This is a genomic window from Pseudomonas sp. AC169 (assembly GCF_979258515.1).
The window spans coordinates 3,923,901-3,940,205 of the sequence record NZ_OZ409866.1 but is presented as its reverse complement, the minus strand read 5'-3'; the positions used below and the strand labels follow the sequence as shown (position 1 = coordinate 3,940,205).

The following is a 16,305-nucleotide window of genomic DNA, read 5'->3' as shown; positions in this document are numbered from 1 at the left end:
GCGGGCTTTTTTGTGGGCGTCAGTTTTGCGGATCGACTTGATCGAGGACGCGATTCACTGACAGCTCAGCGAGGGAAATCATCTGCTGAATACCCAGAAGCTGACTACACGTCGGCCATTCAGGGTGAAAGCCAGTTCGATGGCCATGATGTTGGCGGAAGCCAGGGTTTCACAGGCGTGAGCGAGTAATGTTTCGGAATCGACTTCGGGAAGGACGGTAAAGATTGTGCTGGGATGGCTGACGGGTTTGGGGGGATTGGGTGTGGGTTTGAACATGGCGAAATCTCCTGAAGTAGTGGAGCCGCCACCGTTCGCTGCGAAACGAAAGTTAGGTGGCAGCTGTACGCAGGTTCGCAGACCGGGACTTCAGGCACCCGGCATACCCGAAGGTATCCCGCGCACAACCGCCATGACACAGGCATAAAAAAGCGCCCGCTTTCGGATGGTGGACGCTGTGCGTCTGAAGTTTAACCGGGCTGCGAAACCCGGTCGCTGATTTTTGCAGCGACAGACCTAGCCTAGAGATTGCGCTTCCGACGGACAACCTGAAAACCTTGTGGGAAGGTTCCGTATTTTCGCAACACGGTTAAACAATTTTGCCTGTCCGATCGTCATCGCCAGCAGGCTGGCTCCCACAGGTTGGAAGGAGTCCATGCAGAGAGAAATTGGACAGCTGGCGGGCCGTCATCGCGAGCAGGCTCACTCCTACAGAAGAGCAAGAGCAGATCGCTTCTGCTTTTCACCACTCAACAGGATGAGCGTTAGCTCGGCTGCGGCTTTTGATCTTGATCTGAAGGCCCGTCGGCAGGCTGAGTGGAGGGATTGATCCGGGGGTGGGAGCGCAGCGACCGTTCGACGAAGTCGAACACATCGAGAGAAGGTGCAGCGAAGCAAACCGTAGGCGATGCCCCCCCGGATCGATCCCGGAGCGAAGGAACCCCGAGCCCCAGCGAGCGGGCCGAACGTCAGGGCACAGACCTTTGGTTCCTTTGGGGCGTTTGCCAAAGGGACTCGCTGTAAAAGCGAAACCGCCAGCGGCAGCACCCACAAAAACGGATATTCACCCAACCCCCAAGAACATGGTCGGCCCGAAGGCCGCCACGTCACAAAACAATCAAGCGTCCCTACGCACCCGGAACCAAGCCGCATACAACGCCGGCAAAAACAACAACGTCAACGCCGTCGCCACAATCAACCCGCCCATGATCGCCACCGCCATCGGCCCAAAAAACACACTCCGCGACAACGGAATCATCGCCAAAACCGCCGCCAACGCCGTCAACACAATCGGCCGAAAGCGCCGCACCGTCGCCTCGATAATCGCCTGCCAAGGCTTAAGCCCCGAAGCAATATCCTGCTCGATCTGATCCACCAGAATCACCGAATTGCGCATGATCATCCCGGACAACGCAATCGTCCCCAGCATCGCCACAAACCCGAACGGCTGGCGGAACACCATCAAGAACAACGTCACCCCGATCAACCCCAGCGGCGCCGTCAGAAACACCATCGCCGTGCGCGAAAAACTGCGCAACTGCACCATCAACAACGTCAGCACCACGACGATGAACATCGGCACCCCGGCATTCACCGACTTCTGCCCACGCTCGGAATCCTCCACCGTGCCGCCGACATCCAGCAGATAACCATCGGGCAATTCGGCGCGAATCGAATCCAGCGTCGGCATGATCTGCTTCACCAGCGTCGCCGGCTGCTCCTTGCCATAAATATCGGCACGCACGGTCACGTTCGGCAGGCGATTGCGGTGCCAGATAATCCCCTCCTCAAAACCGTATTCCAGCGTGGCAATCTGCGACAACGCCACACTGCGACCGTTGTCCGTCGGCACCGCCAGGCTCGGCAACAACGACAACTCGGTACGCTCATGCACCGTGCCGCGCAGCAGGATCTCGATCAACTCATTGTCTTCGCGATACTGACTGACACTCGACCCGGTCAACGAACTCTGCAGAAATTTCGCCAGATTCGCCGTGCTCACACCCAGCGCCCGGGCACGATCCTGATCGATGTTCAGATAAACAACCTTGCTCGGCTCCTCCCAATCCAGATGCACATTGACCACATGCGGATTTTCGCGAACCTTGGCCGCCACTTTGCGCGCCAACGCACGCACTTCTTCGATGTGTTCACCAGTGACGCGGAACTGTACCGGATAGCCAACCGGCGGACCGTTCTCCAATCGCGTCACCCGCGAACGCATCATCGGGAATTGCTCGTTGAGCGTTTCGATCAGCCAGGTACGCAACGTCTCACGCTCTTCGATGGTTTTCGCCAATACCACAAACTGCGCGAAGCTCGCCGCCGGCAATTGCTGATCCAGCGGCAAATAGAAACGCGGCGAGCCGGTGCCGACGTAGGCCACGTAATTGTCGATGCCGGCGTGATCCTTGAGCAGCGCTTCAAGCCGTTTGACCTCGCCAGTGGTATTGGCCAGTGACGCGCCTTCAGCCAGTTTCAGATCAACCATCAACTCCAGTCGATTGGAGGCCGGGAAGAACTGCTGCGGGACGAAGCGGAACAACACCACCGAAGCGATAAACAACCCGACCGTCAGCACGATCACGGTCTTGCGATGCATCACGCACCACTCGACCAGACGCCGGACCCGCTGATAAAACGGCGTGCCGTAAGGATCCGGCTGACCATCGCCCGTGCCATGTTTGGCCGCATGAATTTTCGCCAGATCCGGCAGGAGTTTTTCCCCCAGATACGGCACGAACATCACCGCCGCCACCCACGAAGCGAGCAACGCAATCGTGACCACCTGAAAGATCGAACGGGTGTATTCGCCCGTGCCGGACTGCGCGGTGGCAATCGGCAAAAAACCTGCGGCGGTAATCAATGTCCCGGTGAGCATCGGGAACGCGGTGCTGGTCCAGGCGTAGCTCGCCGCGCGGATGCGATCGAAGCCCTGCTCCATTTTGATCGCCATCATTTCCACGGCGATGATCGCGTCGTCGACCAGCAAGCCCAGCGCCAATACCAACGCGCCAAGAGAGATCTTGTGCAGACCGATGCCGAGGTAATACATGCAGGCGAAGGTCATCGCCAGCACCAGAGGAATGGTCAGTGCCACGACCATGCCAGTGCGCACGCCAAGTGAGAAGAAGCTCACCAGCAACACGATCGCCAGCGCCTCGACCAGCACCTGAACGAACTCGCCGACCCCGGTTTTCACCGCCGCCGGTTGATCGGAAACCTTGCGTAATTGCATGCCGGCCGGAAGGTTTTTCTGGATGCGCGAGAAATCGCCCTCCAGCGCCTTGCCGAGCACCAGAATGTCGCCGCCATCCTTCATCGCCACCGCCAAACCAATCGCGTCTTCGCCCATGAAGCGCATGCGCGGTGCCGGTGGATCGTTGAAACCACGGCGCACATCGGCGACATCGGAGATGCGGAACGTGCGATCACCGACACGGATCGGGAAGTTCTTTATCTCCTCGACCGTCTGAAAATTCCCCGAGACCCGTAGCTGCAAACGCTCGCTGCCGGTTTCGAAGAAGCCGGCGGTCGACACCGCGTTCTGCTCTTGCAGCGCCTGTTGCACCGCCGCCAGCGGCAAGCCGAGGGTCGCCAGTTTGACGTTGGACAGCTCGACCCAGATTTTCTCGTCCTGCAAACCGAGCAAGTCGACCTTGCCGACATCCTTGACCCGTTGCAGCTGGATCTGGATGCGATCGGCGTAATCCTTGAGCACCGCATAATCGAAACCGTCACCGGTCAGCGCATAAATATTGCCGAACGTGGTGCCAAATTCATCGTTGAAAAACGGCCCTTGAATATCCGGCGGCAAGGTCTGGCGAATATCACCGACTTTCTTGCGCACCTGATACCAGAGATCAGGAATTTCCTTGGAGTGCATCGAGTCGCGGGCAATGAACGTGACCTGCGATTCGCCTGGGCGCGAGAACGACACAATGCGTTCGTACTCGCCGGTTTCCATCAGTTTCTTTTCGATGCGCTCGGTAACCTGGCGCGAGACTTCCTGCGCGGTCGCTCCCGGCCAGCGGGTTTGGATCACCATGGCTTTAAACGTGAACGGCGGGTCTTCACTCTGGCCGAGTTTGGTGTAGGACAAGGCACCAACGATGGCCAGCAAAAGCATCAGGAACAGTACGATCTGGCGATTACGCAGCGCCCATTCGGAAAGGTTGAAGCGCATTGGGGCTTACTCCTTGTCCGCCAGATTGACCACACGGTTGGAGCGATCCACCGGCCGCACCTGCTGCCCTTCGAGCAACACATGCACGCCGGCGGCGACCACCCAATCGCTGGCGTTCAGGCCTTCGAGCACCGGTACGGTTTTCTCGCCGAACGGACCGATGCGCACTGGGGTTTTCTTCAAGGTGTTATTGCCGTTGACGACCCACACGTATGTCGCGCCGTTTTCCGCGGTGAGTGCCGAGAGCGGCACTGACAGGGAAACGTTATCGGCCGATTGCACGAACACTCGGGCACTCTGGCCCAATTCGGCCGGGACTTTGCCGCTGGTGAACGAGATGCGCGCGGCAAAGGTGCGCGAGCGTGGATCGGCGGCGGGTGAGAGTTCGCGGATTTGCCCGGCGAAGCGCTGGTTCTGCTGCGTCCACAATTCAACAGTCACCGGCTGACCGACCCTGAAGCGCCCGAAGCTCTGCTCCGGCAGGCTGATCAGCACTTCGCGCTCGCCGTCGGTGGCAAGGGTAAACACCGTTTGCCCTGCGGCAACCACCTGGCCGACTTCCACCGAACGCTTGGCCACCACGCCATCCTGCGGCGCACGCAGCACCGCATAACTGGCCTGATTGGTCGAGACGTTGAATTCAGCTTTGATTTGTTTGAGGCGGGCTTCACCGGAGCGGTAAAGGTTTTCCGCATTGTCGTAAGCCGAGCGGCTGACCATCTGCCGATCCATCAGGGTCTTGTAGCGATCGCGCTCGGCGCGGACCAGATTGAGATTGGCTTCGGCGGCAGCAACCTGGGCGCGAGTGGCTTCCAGTTGCAGGCGCACGTCCTGCGGATCGAGTTCGGCGAGTGGTTGATCAGCCTTTACGCGCTGACCTTCATCGACCAGTCGTCGGCTGACTTTACCGCCAATACGGAACGCCAGATCGGGTTCGTAGCGGGCACGCACCTCACCCGGATAACTTTCCATCGCCTGCGCCGAAGGCTCTGGCTGCACCACCATGGCCGGTCGTACGGAGACTGGCGTCGCCTCTTCCTGACCACACGCTGACAAAAGGAACGCCAGACTCGCTGGCAACGCAAAGGACAACGCATGGCGGAACATGGTGACGGACCTTTCGCTAATGGTGCTTGGAATAATTATACTGGCGGGTATGTTATTAATAGCAAACTCACCAGTCCAGTATTAAAAGCGAAGAATGTCGAACAATCCTTCAGCTCCAAACGGCCCGGGCCGCCCCAAGGATCTGGCCAAGCGCCAGGCAATCCTCGACGCGGCGAAAATCCTCTTTCTGAGTCATGGCTATGCCAACACCAGCATGGACGCGGTTGCCAGCGAGGCCGGCGTGTCGAAGCTGACGGTCTACAGCCATTTCAACGACAAGGAGACGTTGTTCTCTGCTGCCGTGGTGGCCAAATGCGAGGAGCAATTGCCGCCGCTGTTCTTCGAACTGCCCGAAGGCATCGCCGTGGAAAATGTGTTGCTGAACATTGCGCGGGGCTTTCATCACCTGATCAACAGCGATGAATCGGTGAACCTGCACCGATTGATCATGGCGCTAGGGGTTCAGGATCCGAAACTGTCGCTGATCTTCTTCGAGGCAGGGCCGCAGCGCATGGTGCAGGGCATGGAGCGGTTGCTGACGCAGATCCATGACAGCGGCGTGCTGAGCATCGATCTGCCGCGCAATGCCGCCGAGCATTTCTTTTGCCTGATCAAGGGTGCGGGGAATTTTCGCTTGTTGTATGGCTGTGGCGAGCCGTTGAGCGAAGAGGCTGCGGAGAGCCATATTCAGGAAGTTGTGGCTTTGTTTATGCGCGCTTACAGGCCCTGACTTTTAAGGTGTCTGAGCGGACGCCTTCGCGAGCAAGCTCGCTCCCACATTGGAATGCATTTCAAATGTGGGAGCGAGCTTGCTCGCAAATGGGGGTGCCTCGGTCTTAAGCCTTGAGCGCTTTCTTCGGGTAGATGTCATACCGGCTCGATTTGCCATCCAGCGCATGGCTCGGCTTCGGCCCTTCAATGCATGGCGCCTTGCGCGGGCGCTTGACCACCACCCGGTGTGTAGCCAATGCCAACGCGGCTTCGAGCAACGCCGGCGCATCCGGATCATCGCCCACCAACGGCCGGAACAGGCGCATTTCCTTCTTCACCAGCGCGGTCTTCTCGCGATGGGGAAACATCGGGTCGAGGTAGATCACCTGAGGCGGCTCGCCTTCCCAGTTACGCATGACTTCGATGGAATTGCCCTTGAGCAACGTCATCCGCGCCACAATCGGTGCCACGTCGAAATCTTCCGCCGCCCGCGCCAGACCGTCCTCCAGCAGCGCACCAATCAATGGCTGACGCTCGATCAGGCTCATCTCGCAACCGAGGCTGGCCAGCACAAACGCATCCTTGCCCAGCCCCGCCGTGGCATCCAGCACTCGCGGGCGCACGCCCTGCGCGATACCAACTGCCTTGGCGATCATCTGCCCGCTGCCGCCGCCGTATAGCCGACGATGCGCCGCGCCGCCTTCAACGAAGTCGACCCGCACCGGCCCCGGTGCATCCGGGCCAAGTTGTTGCAGTTGCAAACCCTGCTCGCCGAGCTGCAAGGCAAACTCGCCGTCGGCCACTTCACGCGGCAGACCGAGACGCTCGGCCCATTGCTGCGCTGGCGCTTCAAACGTCGCGCCAAGGGCTTCAACATGGATGCGGCAGGCCGCAGGTTGCTCAATCATGGAAAACACGCTCAAAAATTCAAGGACCGGCAAAAACCGCCGATAACTCATTCAACGCGCATTTTGCCAGAGCTGAGCGTCAACCGAAAAAAATGTCAGGCATTCTTCCCACATCGATTGGCTACATCTCGCCCCATGGCGACTTTAGCCGTCACAACACTCAAGCACTGAGCGGCGTCAGTCATCTGTGGCAGGATTTCTTTGCCCAGGCGATGGCCGAACAGACGAGTGAAGTGGTGCCGGCCTGTGGCACGTTTCCACCGGTTGACCTGAACAGCCCGGAAGAGCCGACTATCGGCAGCGAGTTGCACGCGCACATCGTCAGCCAGCGCGAGTGCGATGTGGTCGAAACCGAAGTGCGTCCGCCGGAGCCATTGTTCCTGCCGATCGCCGAATTCGAACTGGACTTGCTGGACAAGCCATTCCCACCGTTCCCGCCTGAAGAACTCAAAGCACAGCAAGAGCAACAGGATTTCGACAGCAGCTGGGTGCGTCCGGTGGTGATCAACAATGGTCAGCCGACACCAGAACCTGGCCCGGCACCGCAGAAGAAGCCGCTGTACCTGCCGATTGCCGAGTTCGACCTCGACCTGATGCAGAAGCCTTTCCCGCCGTTCCCGCCGGAAGAAATCGTCGAGCAACAGAAAGCGCTGGACTTCGATAACGGCTGGGCGCGCCCGATCGTTCTGCAGAACCTGCGCCTCGCCGCTTAAACCTCAGCGACACACGCTCCAGCGCCCGACATCGACATGAAAGTGATTGCGATGGGCGGCGTTGTAATCCGGACTCAACACCACACTGAACGCCTCGCAGGCACCGTCGCGCACCTGACGGAGAAACTGCGCGTCCTGATTTGGCTTCGGCCAGTCCTTGAGCACGCTGATCGTGCGGCCGTCCGCCAGACGAAACCCGGCGATATCCAGCGCATCAGCACTGGCATGGCGACTGAGCGCGCCGCTTTCACGGTTATAGACATTGCGACAGGCGAAGCTGCCGAGGTGATCGAGGCGCACGACCTTCTGCCCGTAAACGGATTGCGCGGCGGGTTGCAGCGTGTGGTGTTCAAACATCGCGTAAGCCACCGCCAGCGGACAGCTGGCGAGGAAGCTGCTGCTCAGCGCCACCTCACCGCCCTGTACGCGCAAGGCGCCGATCAGCGGACACTTGGCGTCGGGGCTGTCGGATTGCCGGGTGACGCGCAGATCGGAACTGCTCAGGGCCAGGGTGCAGAGTTCAGGGTCACTGCGCAAACGCATCAGCTTGTAGCCGGTCAGCCAGTTGGGCGTGGCCTTCACGTCCAGCGGCGCCCACGGATTCCATTGCGGCGGCACGTCTAGCCAACCGCGCCAGACACTCACCGCAGCGCCGCCAATCATCAGCAGCACCAGCCAGAATATCCACCGCCCCATGCTCAGCCTTTGAAAAACTGATTGGCCTTGGCATACGGCATCGACTGCGAAGTAAAGCCGAAGGTGCCGGACTGCTGGATCTCCTCAGCGGCGCGGAAGAACTCGCCGAACGCTGCCAACGCCAGTGCCGAACCGGTACTGATGCGGCGCACGCCCATGTCTTGCAGTTCCTGCACGGTCAGTTTCAAGCCGCCGGACATCAGCACATTGACCGGTTTCGGCGCCACCGCGCGCACCACCGCCAGCACTTCTTCGGCGTTGCGCAAACCCGGCGCGTACAACACGTCGGCGCCGGCCTCGGCGAAGGCCTGCAAGCGGCGAATGGTGTCGTTGATGTCGGGATTGCCGTGCAGATAATTTTCCGCGCGCGCGGTGAACATGAAGGGAAACGGTAGGGTGCGCACCGCAGCGACGGCGGCTTCGACGCGTGCCACGGCGTGTTCGAAGCAATAGATCGGCGCGTCCGGGCGGCCCGTGGCGTCTTCGATCGAACCACCCACCGCGCCCGCCTCGGCTGCTCGAATCAGGCTTTTCGCGGCCTCGGCCGGATCATCGGCAAAGCCGTTTTCCAGATCCACTGCCACTGGCAAATCGGTCGCGGCAACAATCGCACGGACATTGGCCAACGTCTCATCAAGACTCAACGCGCCATCGGCCTTGCCCTGGGAAAACGCATAACCGGCGCTGGTCGTTGCCAGAGCCTGATAGCCGAGGCTGGCGAGCATCTTCGCCGAGCCGGCATCCCACGGATTGGGAATGACGAAAATCCCCGGACGTTCATGCAAGGTTTTGAAGGCGTGTGCTTTAAGGGCTTGGGCATCCATCGACAGGCTCCTGGGCAGGATAAAAATCCGCCTCAGAGCAGGCCAAGTTGCTCCGCAGCGGGTTCTCTGTATAGCTCAGGCAGCGCCGGCAGGCCAGGCAAACGTTGCATCAGTTGTGCGTGGAAACGTTGCGCCAGCTTTGCTGCGAGGAGGTTGTCGGCGGTGTGCAGGAAGATGTACGGCGTGCGGCCCTCTTCGATCCACTCGGCGATTTTTGCCACCCATGGCACCAGGAACGAATCGTTGGCTTCCAGTTCCGGGTGACCGATAAAGCGCACCTGCGGGAATTGCGTGAACGCCGCCGGACGCGTCGGCACTCGCGGTTTTTTCGATTGCGCGTGAATCACCGAGGACTCGGTCGACAGGCAACTGAACAGCGCACGCGGATCAAGGCAAATGCGCTCGACGCCACGGTCCAGCAGGAGGCGATTGAGCAGCCGTTCGCTCTCGCCCTTGGCGAAGAACTGTTCGTGGCGCACTTCCACCGCCAAGGGGCAATCCAGCGCATCGATGAACGCCGCCAGTTCTGGCAGCCGCTGCGGCGTGAAGCTTTTCGACAGTTGCAGCCACAGCGGCGAGACGCGCTCACCGAGGGGCTTGAGTAATTGCAGGAAAGTTTCTGCGGCGGTCAGCTGGTCGCGCAGGTCGCCGCTGTGGCTGATGTCGCCGGGGAATTTGGCGGTGAAGCGAAAGTGTTCGGGCATGACTTCGGCCCAACGCTGCACCGTGGCTGGCGACGGGCTGGCGTAGAAGGTCGTGTTGCCTTCAACGGCGTTGAACACTTGCGAATAGAGACCGAGGAAATCGGAGGTTTTGGCGTCTACCGGATACAGATACTCGCGCCAGGCGTTTTCGCTCCAGGACGGGCAGCCGAGGTAGTAAGGCAAATCCATCAGATGTACAGATCGAGGCCCAGCACGTCTGCATCCCAATCGACAAAACCGGCGGTGCTCAGGTAGCTGGCCAAGGCCATGGCTACGCTCTTTTTCATTGCACGGTGATAGATCATGTCTTGCTGACGGGCAGGCAGATTGCTCAGGCGTTGGGCCGAGGCTTTGGCAGCGCGGGCGGCCAGTTGCTCTTCAGTCGGGAATTCCAGCTCGCCGTCGATATCGTCGACGGATTCATCCAGCGTCACATTGCCTTTGCGAGGCTTGCGCTTGATGGGGTAGGACTGAGAGGAAAGGCCGTCTATACGCATAATTTCATGCTCGGTATCGATGATGGCAATTTAGCGGCACTTGACCGACTTAGCAAACCGCCGAGTGATAACTAGAACACATAAAGCGCAAAAGGTTTAAAGCGAGGGGTTAGAAACTGACGATTGGCCAACTTCTGGCAGCGCACTGTCCACTGTGGGAGCGAGCCTGCTCGCGAAGAGGCCAGCACCTTCAACATTGATATTGACTGGCCGGACGCCTTCGCGAGCAAGCTCGCTCCCACAGGGTTTGTGGTGAATCAGCGGGCCTTGGGGGTGGCGACTTTATCGCGCAGGTAAACCGGTTGTGCGTCGTCCGCCGGGATCGACTCGCCGCGTTCCCAGGCAAAACGCGCCAAGGTCAGCAGGTCTTCGGCGTGGGGCAGCATGCCGGCATCCGAACCAGTCAGACTGACGGCGATGCGCTCGCCATATCCCCAACCCGTGCCGGCACCGAACCAGTCGCCGCTAGCATCCGCCGGCAGCGCGGCGACTTCCGGCGGCAACACCGCTTCGGCACCGACCAGACGCATCTCGCCCGCCGTCGCGCGGTAGCAGCCCCAATACACTTCATCCATCCGCGCATCGATGGCCGCCGCGACCTGGTTGACGCCATGTTCACGCATCGCACGTTGCGCCAGCACCGCCAGGTTGGACACCGGCAGCACCGGGCGATCCAGCGCGAACGCCAGACCTTGAACGACACCGATAGCGATGCGCACGCCGGTGAATGCGCCCGGTCCGCGACCAAAGGCAATCGCATCGACCGCCTGCAATGTGGTGCCGGCGTCGGCCAGCAGTTGCTGGATCATCGGCAGCAGCTTCTGCGCGTGCAGGCGCGGGATCACCTCGTAATGGCTCGTGACCTTGCCGTCATGCAGCAAGGCAACGGAGCAAGCTTCAGTCGCGGTGTCCAGGGCCAGCAAGGTGCTCATCGATGTTTCCAAAACAGGGGTGGGAAAAGGTGCGTCAGTATAAACAACTACGGCCCGCAAGCGGGCCGTGGATGATGCTGCGGTTCAGACTTTTCAGCTCAGCGCTTCAAGCACCTTGGCGGTGATGGCTTCTACCGAGCCAACGCCAGGAATGTGGCTGTACTTCGGCTTGCCAGCGTTTTTGGCGGACAGGTTCTGGTAGAACTCCACCAGCGGCTTGGTCTGCGAGTGGTAGACCGACAGGCGATGACGCACGGTTTCTTCGGTGTCGTCCTTGCGCTGTACCAGCTCTTCGCCGGTGATGTCGTCTTTGCCAGCGATTTTCGGCGGGTTGTAGACGATGTGGTAAACGCGGCCGCTGGCTTCGTGAACACGACGACCGGCGATGCGTTGAACGATTTCTTCGTCTTCAACAGCGATTTCAACCACAGCGTCCAGCTCGACGCCGGCAGTGACCAAAGCTTCAGCCTGCGGAATGGTGCGCGGGAAGCCGTCGAACAGGAAACCGTTGGCGCAATCTGGCTGAGCGATACGGTCCTTGACCAGTGCGATGATCAGGTCATCCGACACCAGGCCGCCGGCATCCATGATGCTCTTGGCTTGAACGCCCAGTGGAGTACCGGCCTTGACCGCTGCACGCAGCATGTCGCCGGTGGAAATTTGTGGAATGCCGAATTTTTCGGTGATGAACTTAGCCTGAGTACCTTTACCGGCCCCGGGAGCTCCCAGCAGAATGACGCGCATTAGATGTGCTCCTCAATTTTTTTATAAAAAGCTTTTACAAAACAAAGGATTCGCCGCTTGGGACGAATCCTGAAAATACGGGTCGTGGCCGCACAAACGGCCAAAGGCTGATCAAGATACACAGCAGGCTGCGCCCACACAAGACGCCAAAAGTCGGAGAAACCGACGCCCCCCGCGACCTTGCGACGCGGTAACCCAAGTCGCAACCCCATCATTAACTGTCGCCTGGCGGCACTTTCGCCCGTCAGGCAAAGCGGCATCCGGCATATGCTCCGGGAGCCGCGTGCCCAGACAAAAACCTTAGCCGGTATTTCGCAAACCGGCGGCAATCCCCGCCACAGACACCAGCAACGCCTGTTCCACCGGGCTGCCCTGCTCGACATCCTGTTGCCGCGAGCGGGCCAGCAACTCGGCCTGCAATAGATGTAGCGGGTCGAGGTAGGTGTTGCGCAGACGGATGAATTCCAGGGTGTCCGGACTATGTGCCAGCAGCTGCGACTGCCCGGTCAAGCCGAGCACCACGGTGCACGCCTGCGACAATAGGTCGCGTAACTGCGCGCCCAACGGCAGCAGATCCGGCTCGACCAGACGTTGATCGTAGGACAGCGCGATATCCGCGTCAGCCTTGGCCAAGACCATTTCCAGCATATCGATACGGGTGCGGAAGAACGGCCACTGCTCGCGCATCTGCCCGAGCAGTTCGCCTTCGCCGCGTTCCAGCGCCTTGCTCAGCGCCGATTCCCAGCCGAGCCACGCCGGCAGCATCAGCCGCGTTTGCGTCCAGCCGAAGATCCACGGAATCGCCCGCAGGCTTTCGATGCCACCAGCACGGCGTTTGGCCGGACGACTGCCGAGCGGCAAACGTCCTAACTCCTGCTCCGGGGTGGACTGGCGGAAGTACTCGACAAACTGCGGATTTTCTCGCACCACCTGACGGTAAGCACTGACACCATCGGCCGCCAATTCGTCCATCAGATGGCGCCATTCAGGCGTCGGTGGCGGTGGTGGCAGCAACGTCGCTTCAAGCACCGCCGCCAGATACAGATTGAGGTTTTGCTCGGCGATGTCCGGCAGGCCGAATTTGAATCGAATCATTTCGCCCTGCTCAGTGGTACGGAAACGCCCCGCCACCGAACCCGGTGGCTGCGACAGAATCGCCGCATGCGCCGGACCGCCGCCACGACCCACGGTGCCGCCGCGACCATGGAAAAGGAGCAGTTCGACTTGCTGCTCGCGGCATATTTCCACCAAGCGTTCCTGCGCGCGATATTGCGCCCAGGCCGCTGCCGTGGTGCCGGCGTCCTTGGCCGAATCGGAATAGCCGATCATCACTTCCTGCGGGCCTTGCAGCCGCGCGCGGTAACCCGGTAGCAGCAACAAACGCTCCATCACTGGCCCGGCGTTGTCGAGGTCGGCGAGGGTTTCGAACAGCGGCACCACGCGCATCGGCCGCAGCACGCCGGACTCTTTGAGCAGCAGTTGCACGGCGAGCACATCGGAAGCCGCGCCGGCCATGGAAATCACATAGGAACCCAGCGAAGCGCCCGGTGCCGCAGCGATTTCCTTGCAGGTGTTGAGCACTTCGGCGGTGTCGGCCGACGGTTTGAAATGTGCCGGCAGCAGTGGCCGGCGATTGCTTAGTTCGCGGGTCAGGAAGGTAATGCGCTGTTCTTCGTCCCAGTCTTCGTAGCGACCGAGGCCAAGGTAATCGGTGATTTCGGTCATCGCCGAACTGTGGTGCGACGAGTCTTGGCGCACATCGAGGCGAACGAGGAACAGGCCAAAAGTCACCGCACGACGCAGACAATCAAGCAACGGTCCATCGGCGATCACACCCATGCCGCATTCGTGCAGCGAGTTGAAACACAGCTCCAGCGGATCGAGCAGATCGCGGTTGTTGTGCAACACATCGGCCGGCGCCGGGGTTGGCGCGGTCAGTGCGGCGTGCGCCCAATTGCGTGTGGCGCGCAGGCGTTCGCGCAATTGTTTGAGCACGGCCCGGTACGGCTCGGCGCTGTCGCCCGCCTTGGCTTTGAGCGCATCGCTGGCCTGCTGCATCGACAGTTCGGCCGCCAGGTGATCGACATCACGCAGGTACAGATCGGCAGCCATCCAGCGCGCCAGCAGCAAGACTTCGCGGGTCACCGCAGCGGTGACGTTGGGGTTGCCGTCACGGTCGCCGCCCATCCACGACGCGAAGCGAATCGGTGCCGCTTCCAGCGGCAAACGCAGGCCGGTCGCTTCATGCAACGCCTTGTCGGCCTTGCGCATATGGTTGGGGATCGCTTGCCACAGCGAATGCTCGATCACCGCGAAACCCCATTTGGCTTCGTCGACCGGCGTCGGTCGCGTGCGGCGGATTTCTTCGGTGTGCCAGGCTTCGGCGATCAGCCGTTGCAGGGTGTTTTGAATCTGTTCGCGTTCGGCACTGGTCAGGTCGCGATGGTCCTGCGCAGCGAGTTGCCCGGCGATCGCGTCGTACTTCTGGATCAGCGTGCGCCGCGCCACTTCGGTCGGGTGCGCAGTCAGTACCAGTTCGATTTCCAGCCGCGCCAATTGCCGGGCAAGCGATTCGGCGCTGTGGCCTTCGTTGCGCAAACGCGCGAGCAATTCCGGCAGCACACGGGACTCGAACGGCGCCGGCTGCGACTCTTCGCGCCGATGGATCAACTGATACTGCTCGGCGATGTTCGCCAGATTGAGAAACTGGTTGAACGCCCGCGCCACCGGGAGCAATTCATCTTCGCTCAATTGATTGAGGCTGGCGCTCAGTTCGGCGTCCATCGAGCCTCGGCGGTCGGCCTTGGCGCCTTTGCGAATCTGCTCGATCTTGTCGAGGAAAGCCTCGCCGTACTGGTCTCGAATCGTATTGCCCAACAGCTCTCCGAGCAGGTGAACGTCTTCGCGCAAGCGTGCATCAATATCGGTCATCAGCAATTCCCCAGCAGTAATCCGGACGGCTTAGAAACGAGTGCATGACCTAGAGAGTGCCGCTCTACGCCGCTTCTTACAAGCATCCGACCAAGGGACGTTAAACCTTGTGGGCGAAAGCTAGTCTCAACAGTAAGCCGTACAACGGCTTGCCGCCGGCGCTGCCGGACACTCACCCAGGCCTGCCATGAGCAGGCGCGAAATGAGGTCATCATGAAAATTCGTGAACTCGCCCAGCATTGGGAAGAAAACGCCAAGGGTCGCCTGACCGACACTGGCTACACGATTCACCTGGACGTTGAAGCCGCTGCGCGTCTGGCAGCGATTGCCGAGATGTACCCCAAACGGCATGCCGAAGAACTGCTCGGCGAACTGATTGGCGCAGCCCTTGAAGAGTTTGAAGCGAGCCTGCCGTATGTGAAGGGTTCGACGGTGGTGGCGACGGATGAGGAAGGTGATCCGTTGTATGAGGATGTCGGGCCTACGCCGCGTTTTCTGGCGCTGTCGCGGCGGCATTTGCATGACCTGTCTGCTGTTGAAGGCAAGCAAAAACACTGACACAACCTAGTCAAAAACTGTGGGAGCGAGCCTGCTCGCGAAAGCGGTATATCAGTCGACATTGATGGTGACTGGCACACCGCTTTCGCGAGCAGGCTCGCTCCCACATTGACTGTATTTTTGGCTAAAAAATCGAGGTGTTTCCGGTATTAGAAACACACGCGCGTACCGCTCCACCCCGTCAAAGTTCCCGCTCTAGAGCCTTGTCCATTCGGTCAAAAATTATTTTGGCGATAGGCCATCTTTTCTGAACTTTTGAAAAACGCCTCCGGTCGGAACCAGTAACCACGCCTGGAACGAGCGTTTCAAAAACGCCTTTCACACGACGCTTTCGGCTCCTCGACCAGGATGGATTCAGATGTATTCAGGAGATGCCTAATGGAGTTGAAGACCATGAAAAACCAAACCTCGTTTACCCACCTGCGCGGTCTGAAACTGGCGGCTCTGGCCATCGGCACCAGCTTCGTACTGGCCGGTTGCGCCGGTAACCCACCGACCGAGCAATACGCCGTGACCCAGTCGGCTGTGAACAGCGCAGTCAGCGCCGGCGGTACCGAGTTCGCTGCCGTTGAGATGAAGCAAGCGCAGGACAAACTGAAACAAGCCGAAATCGCCATGCACGACAAGAAGTATGACGAAGCGCGCACCCTGTCCGAGCAAGCCGAGTGGGACGCTCGCGTCGCCGAACGCAAGGCTCAGGCCGCTAAAGCCGAACAAGCCGTGAAGGATTCCCAGAAAGGTGTTCAGGAACTGCGTCAGGAAAGCCAGCGCACCGTGCAATAAGCGCGCATCCCGAC

General features: G+C 60.1%; 14 protein-coding genes and 1 pseudogene. 4 read left to right on the top strand and 11 right to left on the bottom strand.

Going from position 1 to position 16,305, the window contains the following annotated elements:
- Positions 1 to 19: 19 nt before the first annotated feature.
- From ACZZ0G_RS17625 to ACZZ0G_RS17615, 3 genes and pseudogenes are all read right to left on the bottom strand, one after another.
- A pseudogene (locus ACZZ0G_RS17625) lies at positions 20 to 240 on the bottom strand (DUF6124 family protein); the annotation flags it as partial.
- Positions 241 to 1,114: 874 nt separating this feature from the next.
- On the bottom strand, positions 1,115 to 4,183 hold the full coding sequence (locus tag ACZZ0G_RS17620; RefSeq protein WP_463556979.1) for an efflux RND transporter permease subunit: 3,069 nt from the start codon (positions 4,181 to 4,183) through the stop codon (positions 1,115 to 1,117).
- A 6-nt stretch (positions 4,184 to 4,189) separates the two neighbouring features.
- Positions 4,190 to 5,290: an efflux RND transporter periplasmic adaptor subunit gene (locus ACZZ0G_RS17615; RefSeq protein ID WP_463556978.1), complete on the bottom strand. Its 1,101-nt coding sequence runs from the start codon at positions 5,288 to 5,290 to the stop codon at positions 4,190 to 4,192.
- Between the two features lie 94 nt (positions 5,291 to 5,384).
- On the opposite strand from ACZZ0G_RS17615, the gene ACZZ0G_RS17610 reads away from it, so the two are divergent.
- Positions 5,385 to 6,020 carry a TetR/AcrR family transcriptional regulator gene (locus ACZZ0G_RS17610; RefSeq protein WP_463556977.1) on the top strand — a complete coding sequence of 212 codons (636 nt, stop codon included), beginning with the start codon at positions 5,385 to 5,387 and terminating at the stop codon, positions 6,018 to 6,020.
- Between the two features lie 106 nt (positions 6,021 to 6,126).
- On the opposite strand, the gene ACZZ0G_RS17605 is transcribed toward ACZZ0G_RS17610, so the two are convergent.
- The gene (locus tag ACZZ0G_RS17605; RefSeq protein WP_463556976.1) at positions 6,127 to 6,909 is read right to left on the bottom strand and encodes a class I SAM-dependent methyltransferase; all 783 of its coding nucleotides are present in this window, start codon (positions 6,907 to 6,909) and stop codon (positions 6,127 to 6,129) included.
- A 92-nt stretch (positions 6,910 to 7,001) separates the two neighbouring features.
- On the opposite strand from ACZZ0G_RS17605, the gene ACZZ0G_RS17600 reads away from it, so the two are divergent.
- The gene (locus ACZZ0G_RS17600) at positions 7,002 to 7,622 is read left to right on the top strand and encodes an energy transducer TonB (protein ID WP_463556975.1); all 621 of its coding nucleotides are present in this window, start codon (positions 7,002 to 7,004) and stop codon (positions 7,620 to 7,622) included.
- Positions 7,623 to 7,625: 3 nt separating this feature from the next.
- Here the strand turns inward: ACZZ0G_RS17600 and ACZZ0G_RS17595 are convergent, their stop codons facing one another.
- The 7 genes from ACZZ0G_RS17595 to ppc all read right to left on the bottom strand — a co-directional run bounded on the left by ACZZ0G_RS17595 (position 7,626) and on the right by ppc (position 14,950).
- The gene (locus ACZZ0G_RS17595) at positions 7,626 to 8,318 is read right to left on the bottom strand and encodes an extensin-like domain-containing protein (protein WP_463556974.1); all 693 of its coding nucleotides are present in this window, start codon (positions 8,316 to 8,318) and stop codon (positions 7,626 to 7,628) included.
- Between the two features lie 2 nt (positions 8,319 to 8,320).
- Positions 8,321 to 9,142: an isocitrate lyase/PEP mutase family protein gene (locus ACZZ0G_RS17590; protein WP_463556973.1), complete on the bottom strand. Its 822-nt coding sequence runs from the start codon at positions 9,140 to 9,142 to the stop codon at positions 8,321 to 8,323.
- Positions 9,143 to 9,174: 32 nt separating this feature from the next.
- Positions 9,175 to 10,035, bottom strand: coding sequence for a DUF72 domain-containing protein (locus ACZZ0G_RS17585; protein ID WP_463556972.1), 861 nt, complete (start codon positions 10,033 to 10,035; stop codon positions 9,175 to 9,177).
- Positions 10,035 to 10,343 carry a hypothetical protein gene (locus ACZZ0G_RS17580; protein WP_463397526.1) on the bottom strand — a complete coding sequence of 103 codons (309 nt, stop codon included), beginning with the start codon at positions 10,341 to 10,343 and terminating at the stop codon, positions 10,035 to 10,037. The genes ACZZ0G_RS17585 and ACZZ0G_RS17580 overlap by 1 nt, the downstream gene beginning before the upstream one ends.
- Positions 10,344 to 10,600: 257 nt before the next feature.
- The gene (gene tsaB / locus ACZZ0G_RS17575; RefSeq protein WP_463556971.1) at positions 10,601 to 11,275 is read right to left on the bottom strand and encodes a tRNA (adenosine(37)-N6)-threonylcarbamoyltransferase complex dimerization subunit type 1 TsaB; all 675 of its coding nucleotides are present in this window, start codon (positions 11,273 to 11,275) and stop codon (positions 10,601 to 10,603) included.
- 93 nt (positions 11,276 to 11,368) lie between these two features.
- Positions 11,369 to 12,019, bottom strand: a complete 651-nt coding sequence (adk, locus tag ACZZ0G_RS17570) for an adenylate kinase (RefSeq protein ID WP_463556970.1) — start codon at positions 12,017 to 12,019, stop codon at positions 11,369 to 11,371.
- Positions 12,020 to 12,319: 300 nt separating this feature from the next.
- Positions 12,320 to 14,950: a phosphoenolpyruvate carboxylase gene (gene ppc / locus ACZZ0G_RS17565; RefSeq protein ID WP_463556969.1), complete on the bottom strand. Its 2,631-nt coding sequence runs from the start codon at positions 14,948 to 14,950 to the stop codon at positions 12,320 to 12,322.
- A 213-nt stretch (positions 14,951 to 15,163) separates the two neighbouring features.
- Here ppc and ACZZ0G_RS17560 point away from each other — a divergent pair, with 213 nt between their 5' ends.
- Both ACZZ0G_RS17560 and ACZZ0G_RS17555 read left to right on the top strand, forming a co-directional pair.
- Entirely contained in the window at positions 15,164 to 15,508 is a 345-nt protein-coding gene (locus ACZZ0G_RS17560) for a hypothetical protein (RefSeq protein ID WP_016983304.1), read from the top strand.
- A gap of 378 nt (positions 15,509 to 15,886) precedes the next feature.
- A complete protein-coding gene (locus tag ACZZ0G_RS17555; protein WP_034154861.1) occupies positions 15,887 to 16,291 on the top strand; it encodes a DUF4398 domain-containing protein in 405 nt (134 codons plus the stop codon).
- Positions 16,292 to 16,305: the final 14 nt, after the last annotated feature.

Bases quoted from the DNA above. Each gene is read 5' to 3' on its own strand.
- ACZZ0G_RS17605 (WP_463556976.1), bottom strand. From the start codon at position 6,909: ATGATTGAGCAACCTGCGGCCTGCCGCATCCATGTTGAAGCCCTTGGC.
- ACZZ0G_RS17610 (WP_463556977.1), top strand. From the start codon at position 5,385: ATGTCGAACAATCCTTCAGCTCCAAACGGCCCGGGCCGCCCCAAGGAT.
- ACZZ0G_RS17560 (WP_016983304.1), top strand. From the start codon at position 15,164: ATGAAAATTCGTGAACTCGCCCAGCATTGGGAAGAAAACGCCAAGGGT.
- ppc (WP_463556969.1), bottom strand. From the start codon at position 14,950: ATGACCGATATTGATGCACGCTTGCGCGAAGACGTTCACCTGCTCGGA.
- ACZZ0G_RS17600 (WP_463556975.1), top strand. From the start codon at position 7,002: ATGTCAGGCATTCTTCCCACATCGATTGGCTACATCTCGCCCCATGGC.
- tsaB (WP_463556971.1), bottom strand. From the start codon at position 11,275: ATGAGCACCTTGCTGGCCCTGGACACCGCGACTGAAGCTTGCTCCGTT.
- adk (WP_463556970.1), bottom strand. From the start codon at position 12,019: ATGCGCGTCATTCTGCTGGGAGCTCCCGGGGCCGGTAAAGGTACTCAG.
- ACZZ0G_RS17585 (WP_463556972.1), bottom strand. From the start codon at position 10,035: ATGGATTTGCCTTACTACCTCGGCTGCCCGTCCTGGAGCGAAAACGCC.
- ACZZ0G_RS17580 (WP_463397526.1), bottom strand. From the start codon at position 10,343: ATGCGTATAGACGGCCTTTCCTCTCAGTCCTACCCCATCAAGCGCAAG.
- ACZZ0G_RS17555 (WP_034154861.1), top strand. From the start codon at position 15,887: ATGGAGTTGAAGACCATGAAAAACCAAACCTCGTTTACCCACCTGCGC.
- ACZZ0G_RS17595 (WP_463556974.1), bottom strand. From the start codon at position 8,318: ATGGGGCGGTGGATATTCTGGCTGGTGCTGCTGATGATTGGCGGCGCT.
- ACZZ0G_RS17620 (WP_463556979.1), bottom strand. From the start codon at position 4,183: ATGCGCTTCAACCTTTCCGAATGGGCGCTGCGTAATCGCCAGATCGTA.
- ACZZ0G_RS17590 (WP_463556973.1), bottom strand. From the start codon at position 9,142: ATGGATGCCCAAGCCCTTAAAGCACACGCCTTCAAAACCTTGCATGAA.
- ACZZ0G_RS17615 (WP_463556978.1), bottom strand. From the start codon at position 5,290: ATGTTCCGCCATGCGTTGTCCTTTGCGTTGCCAGCGAGTCTGGCGTTC.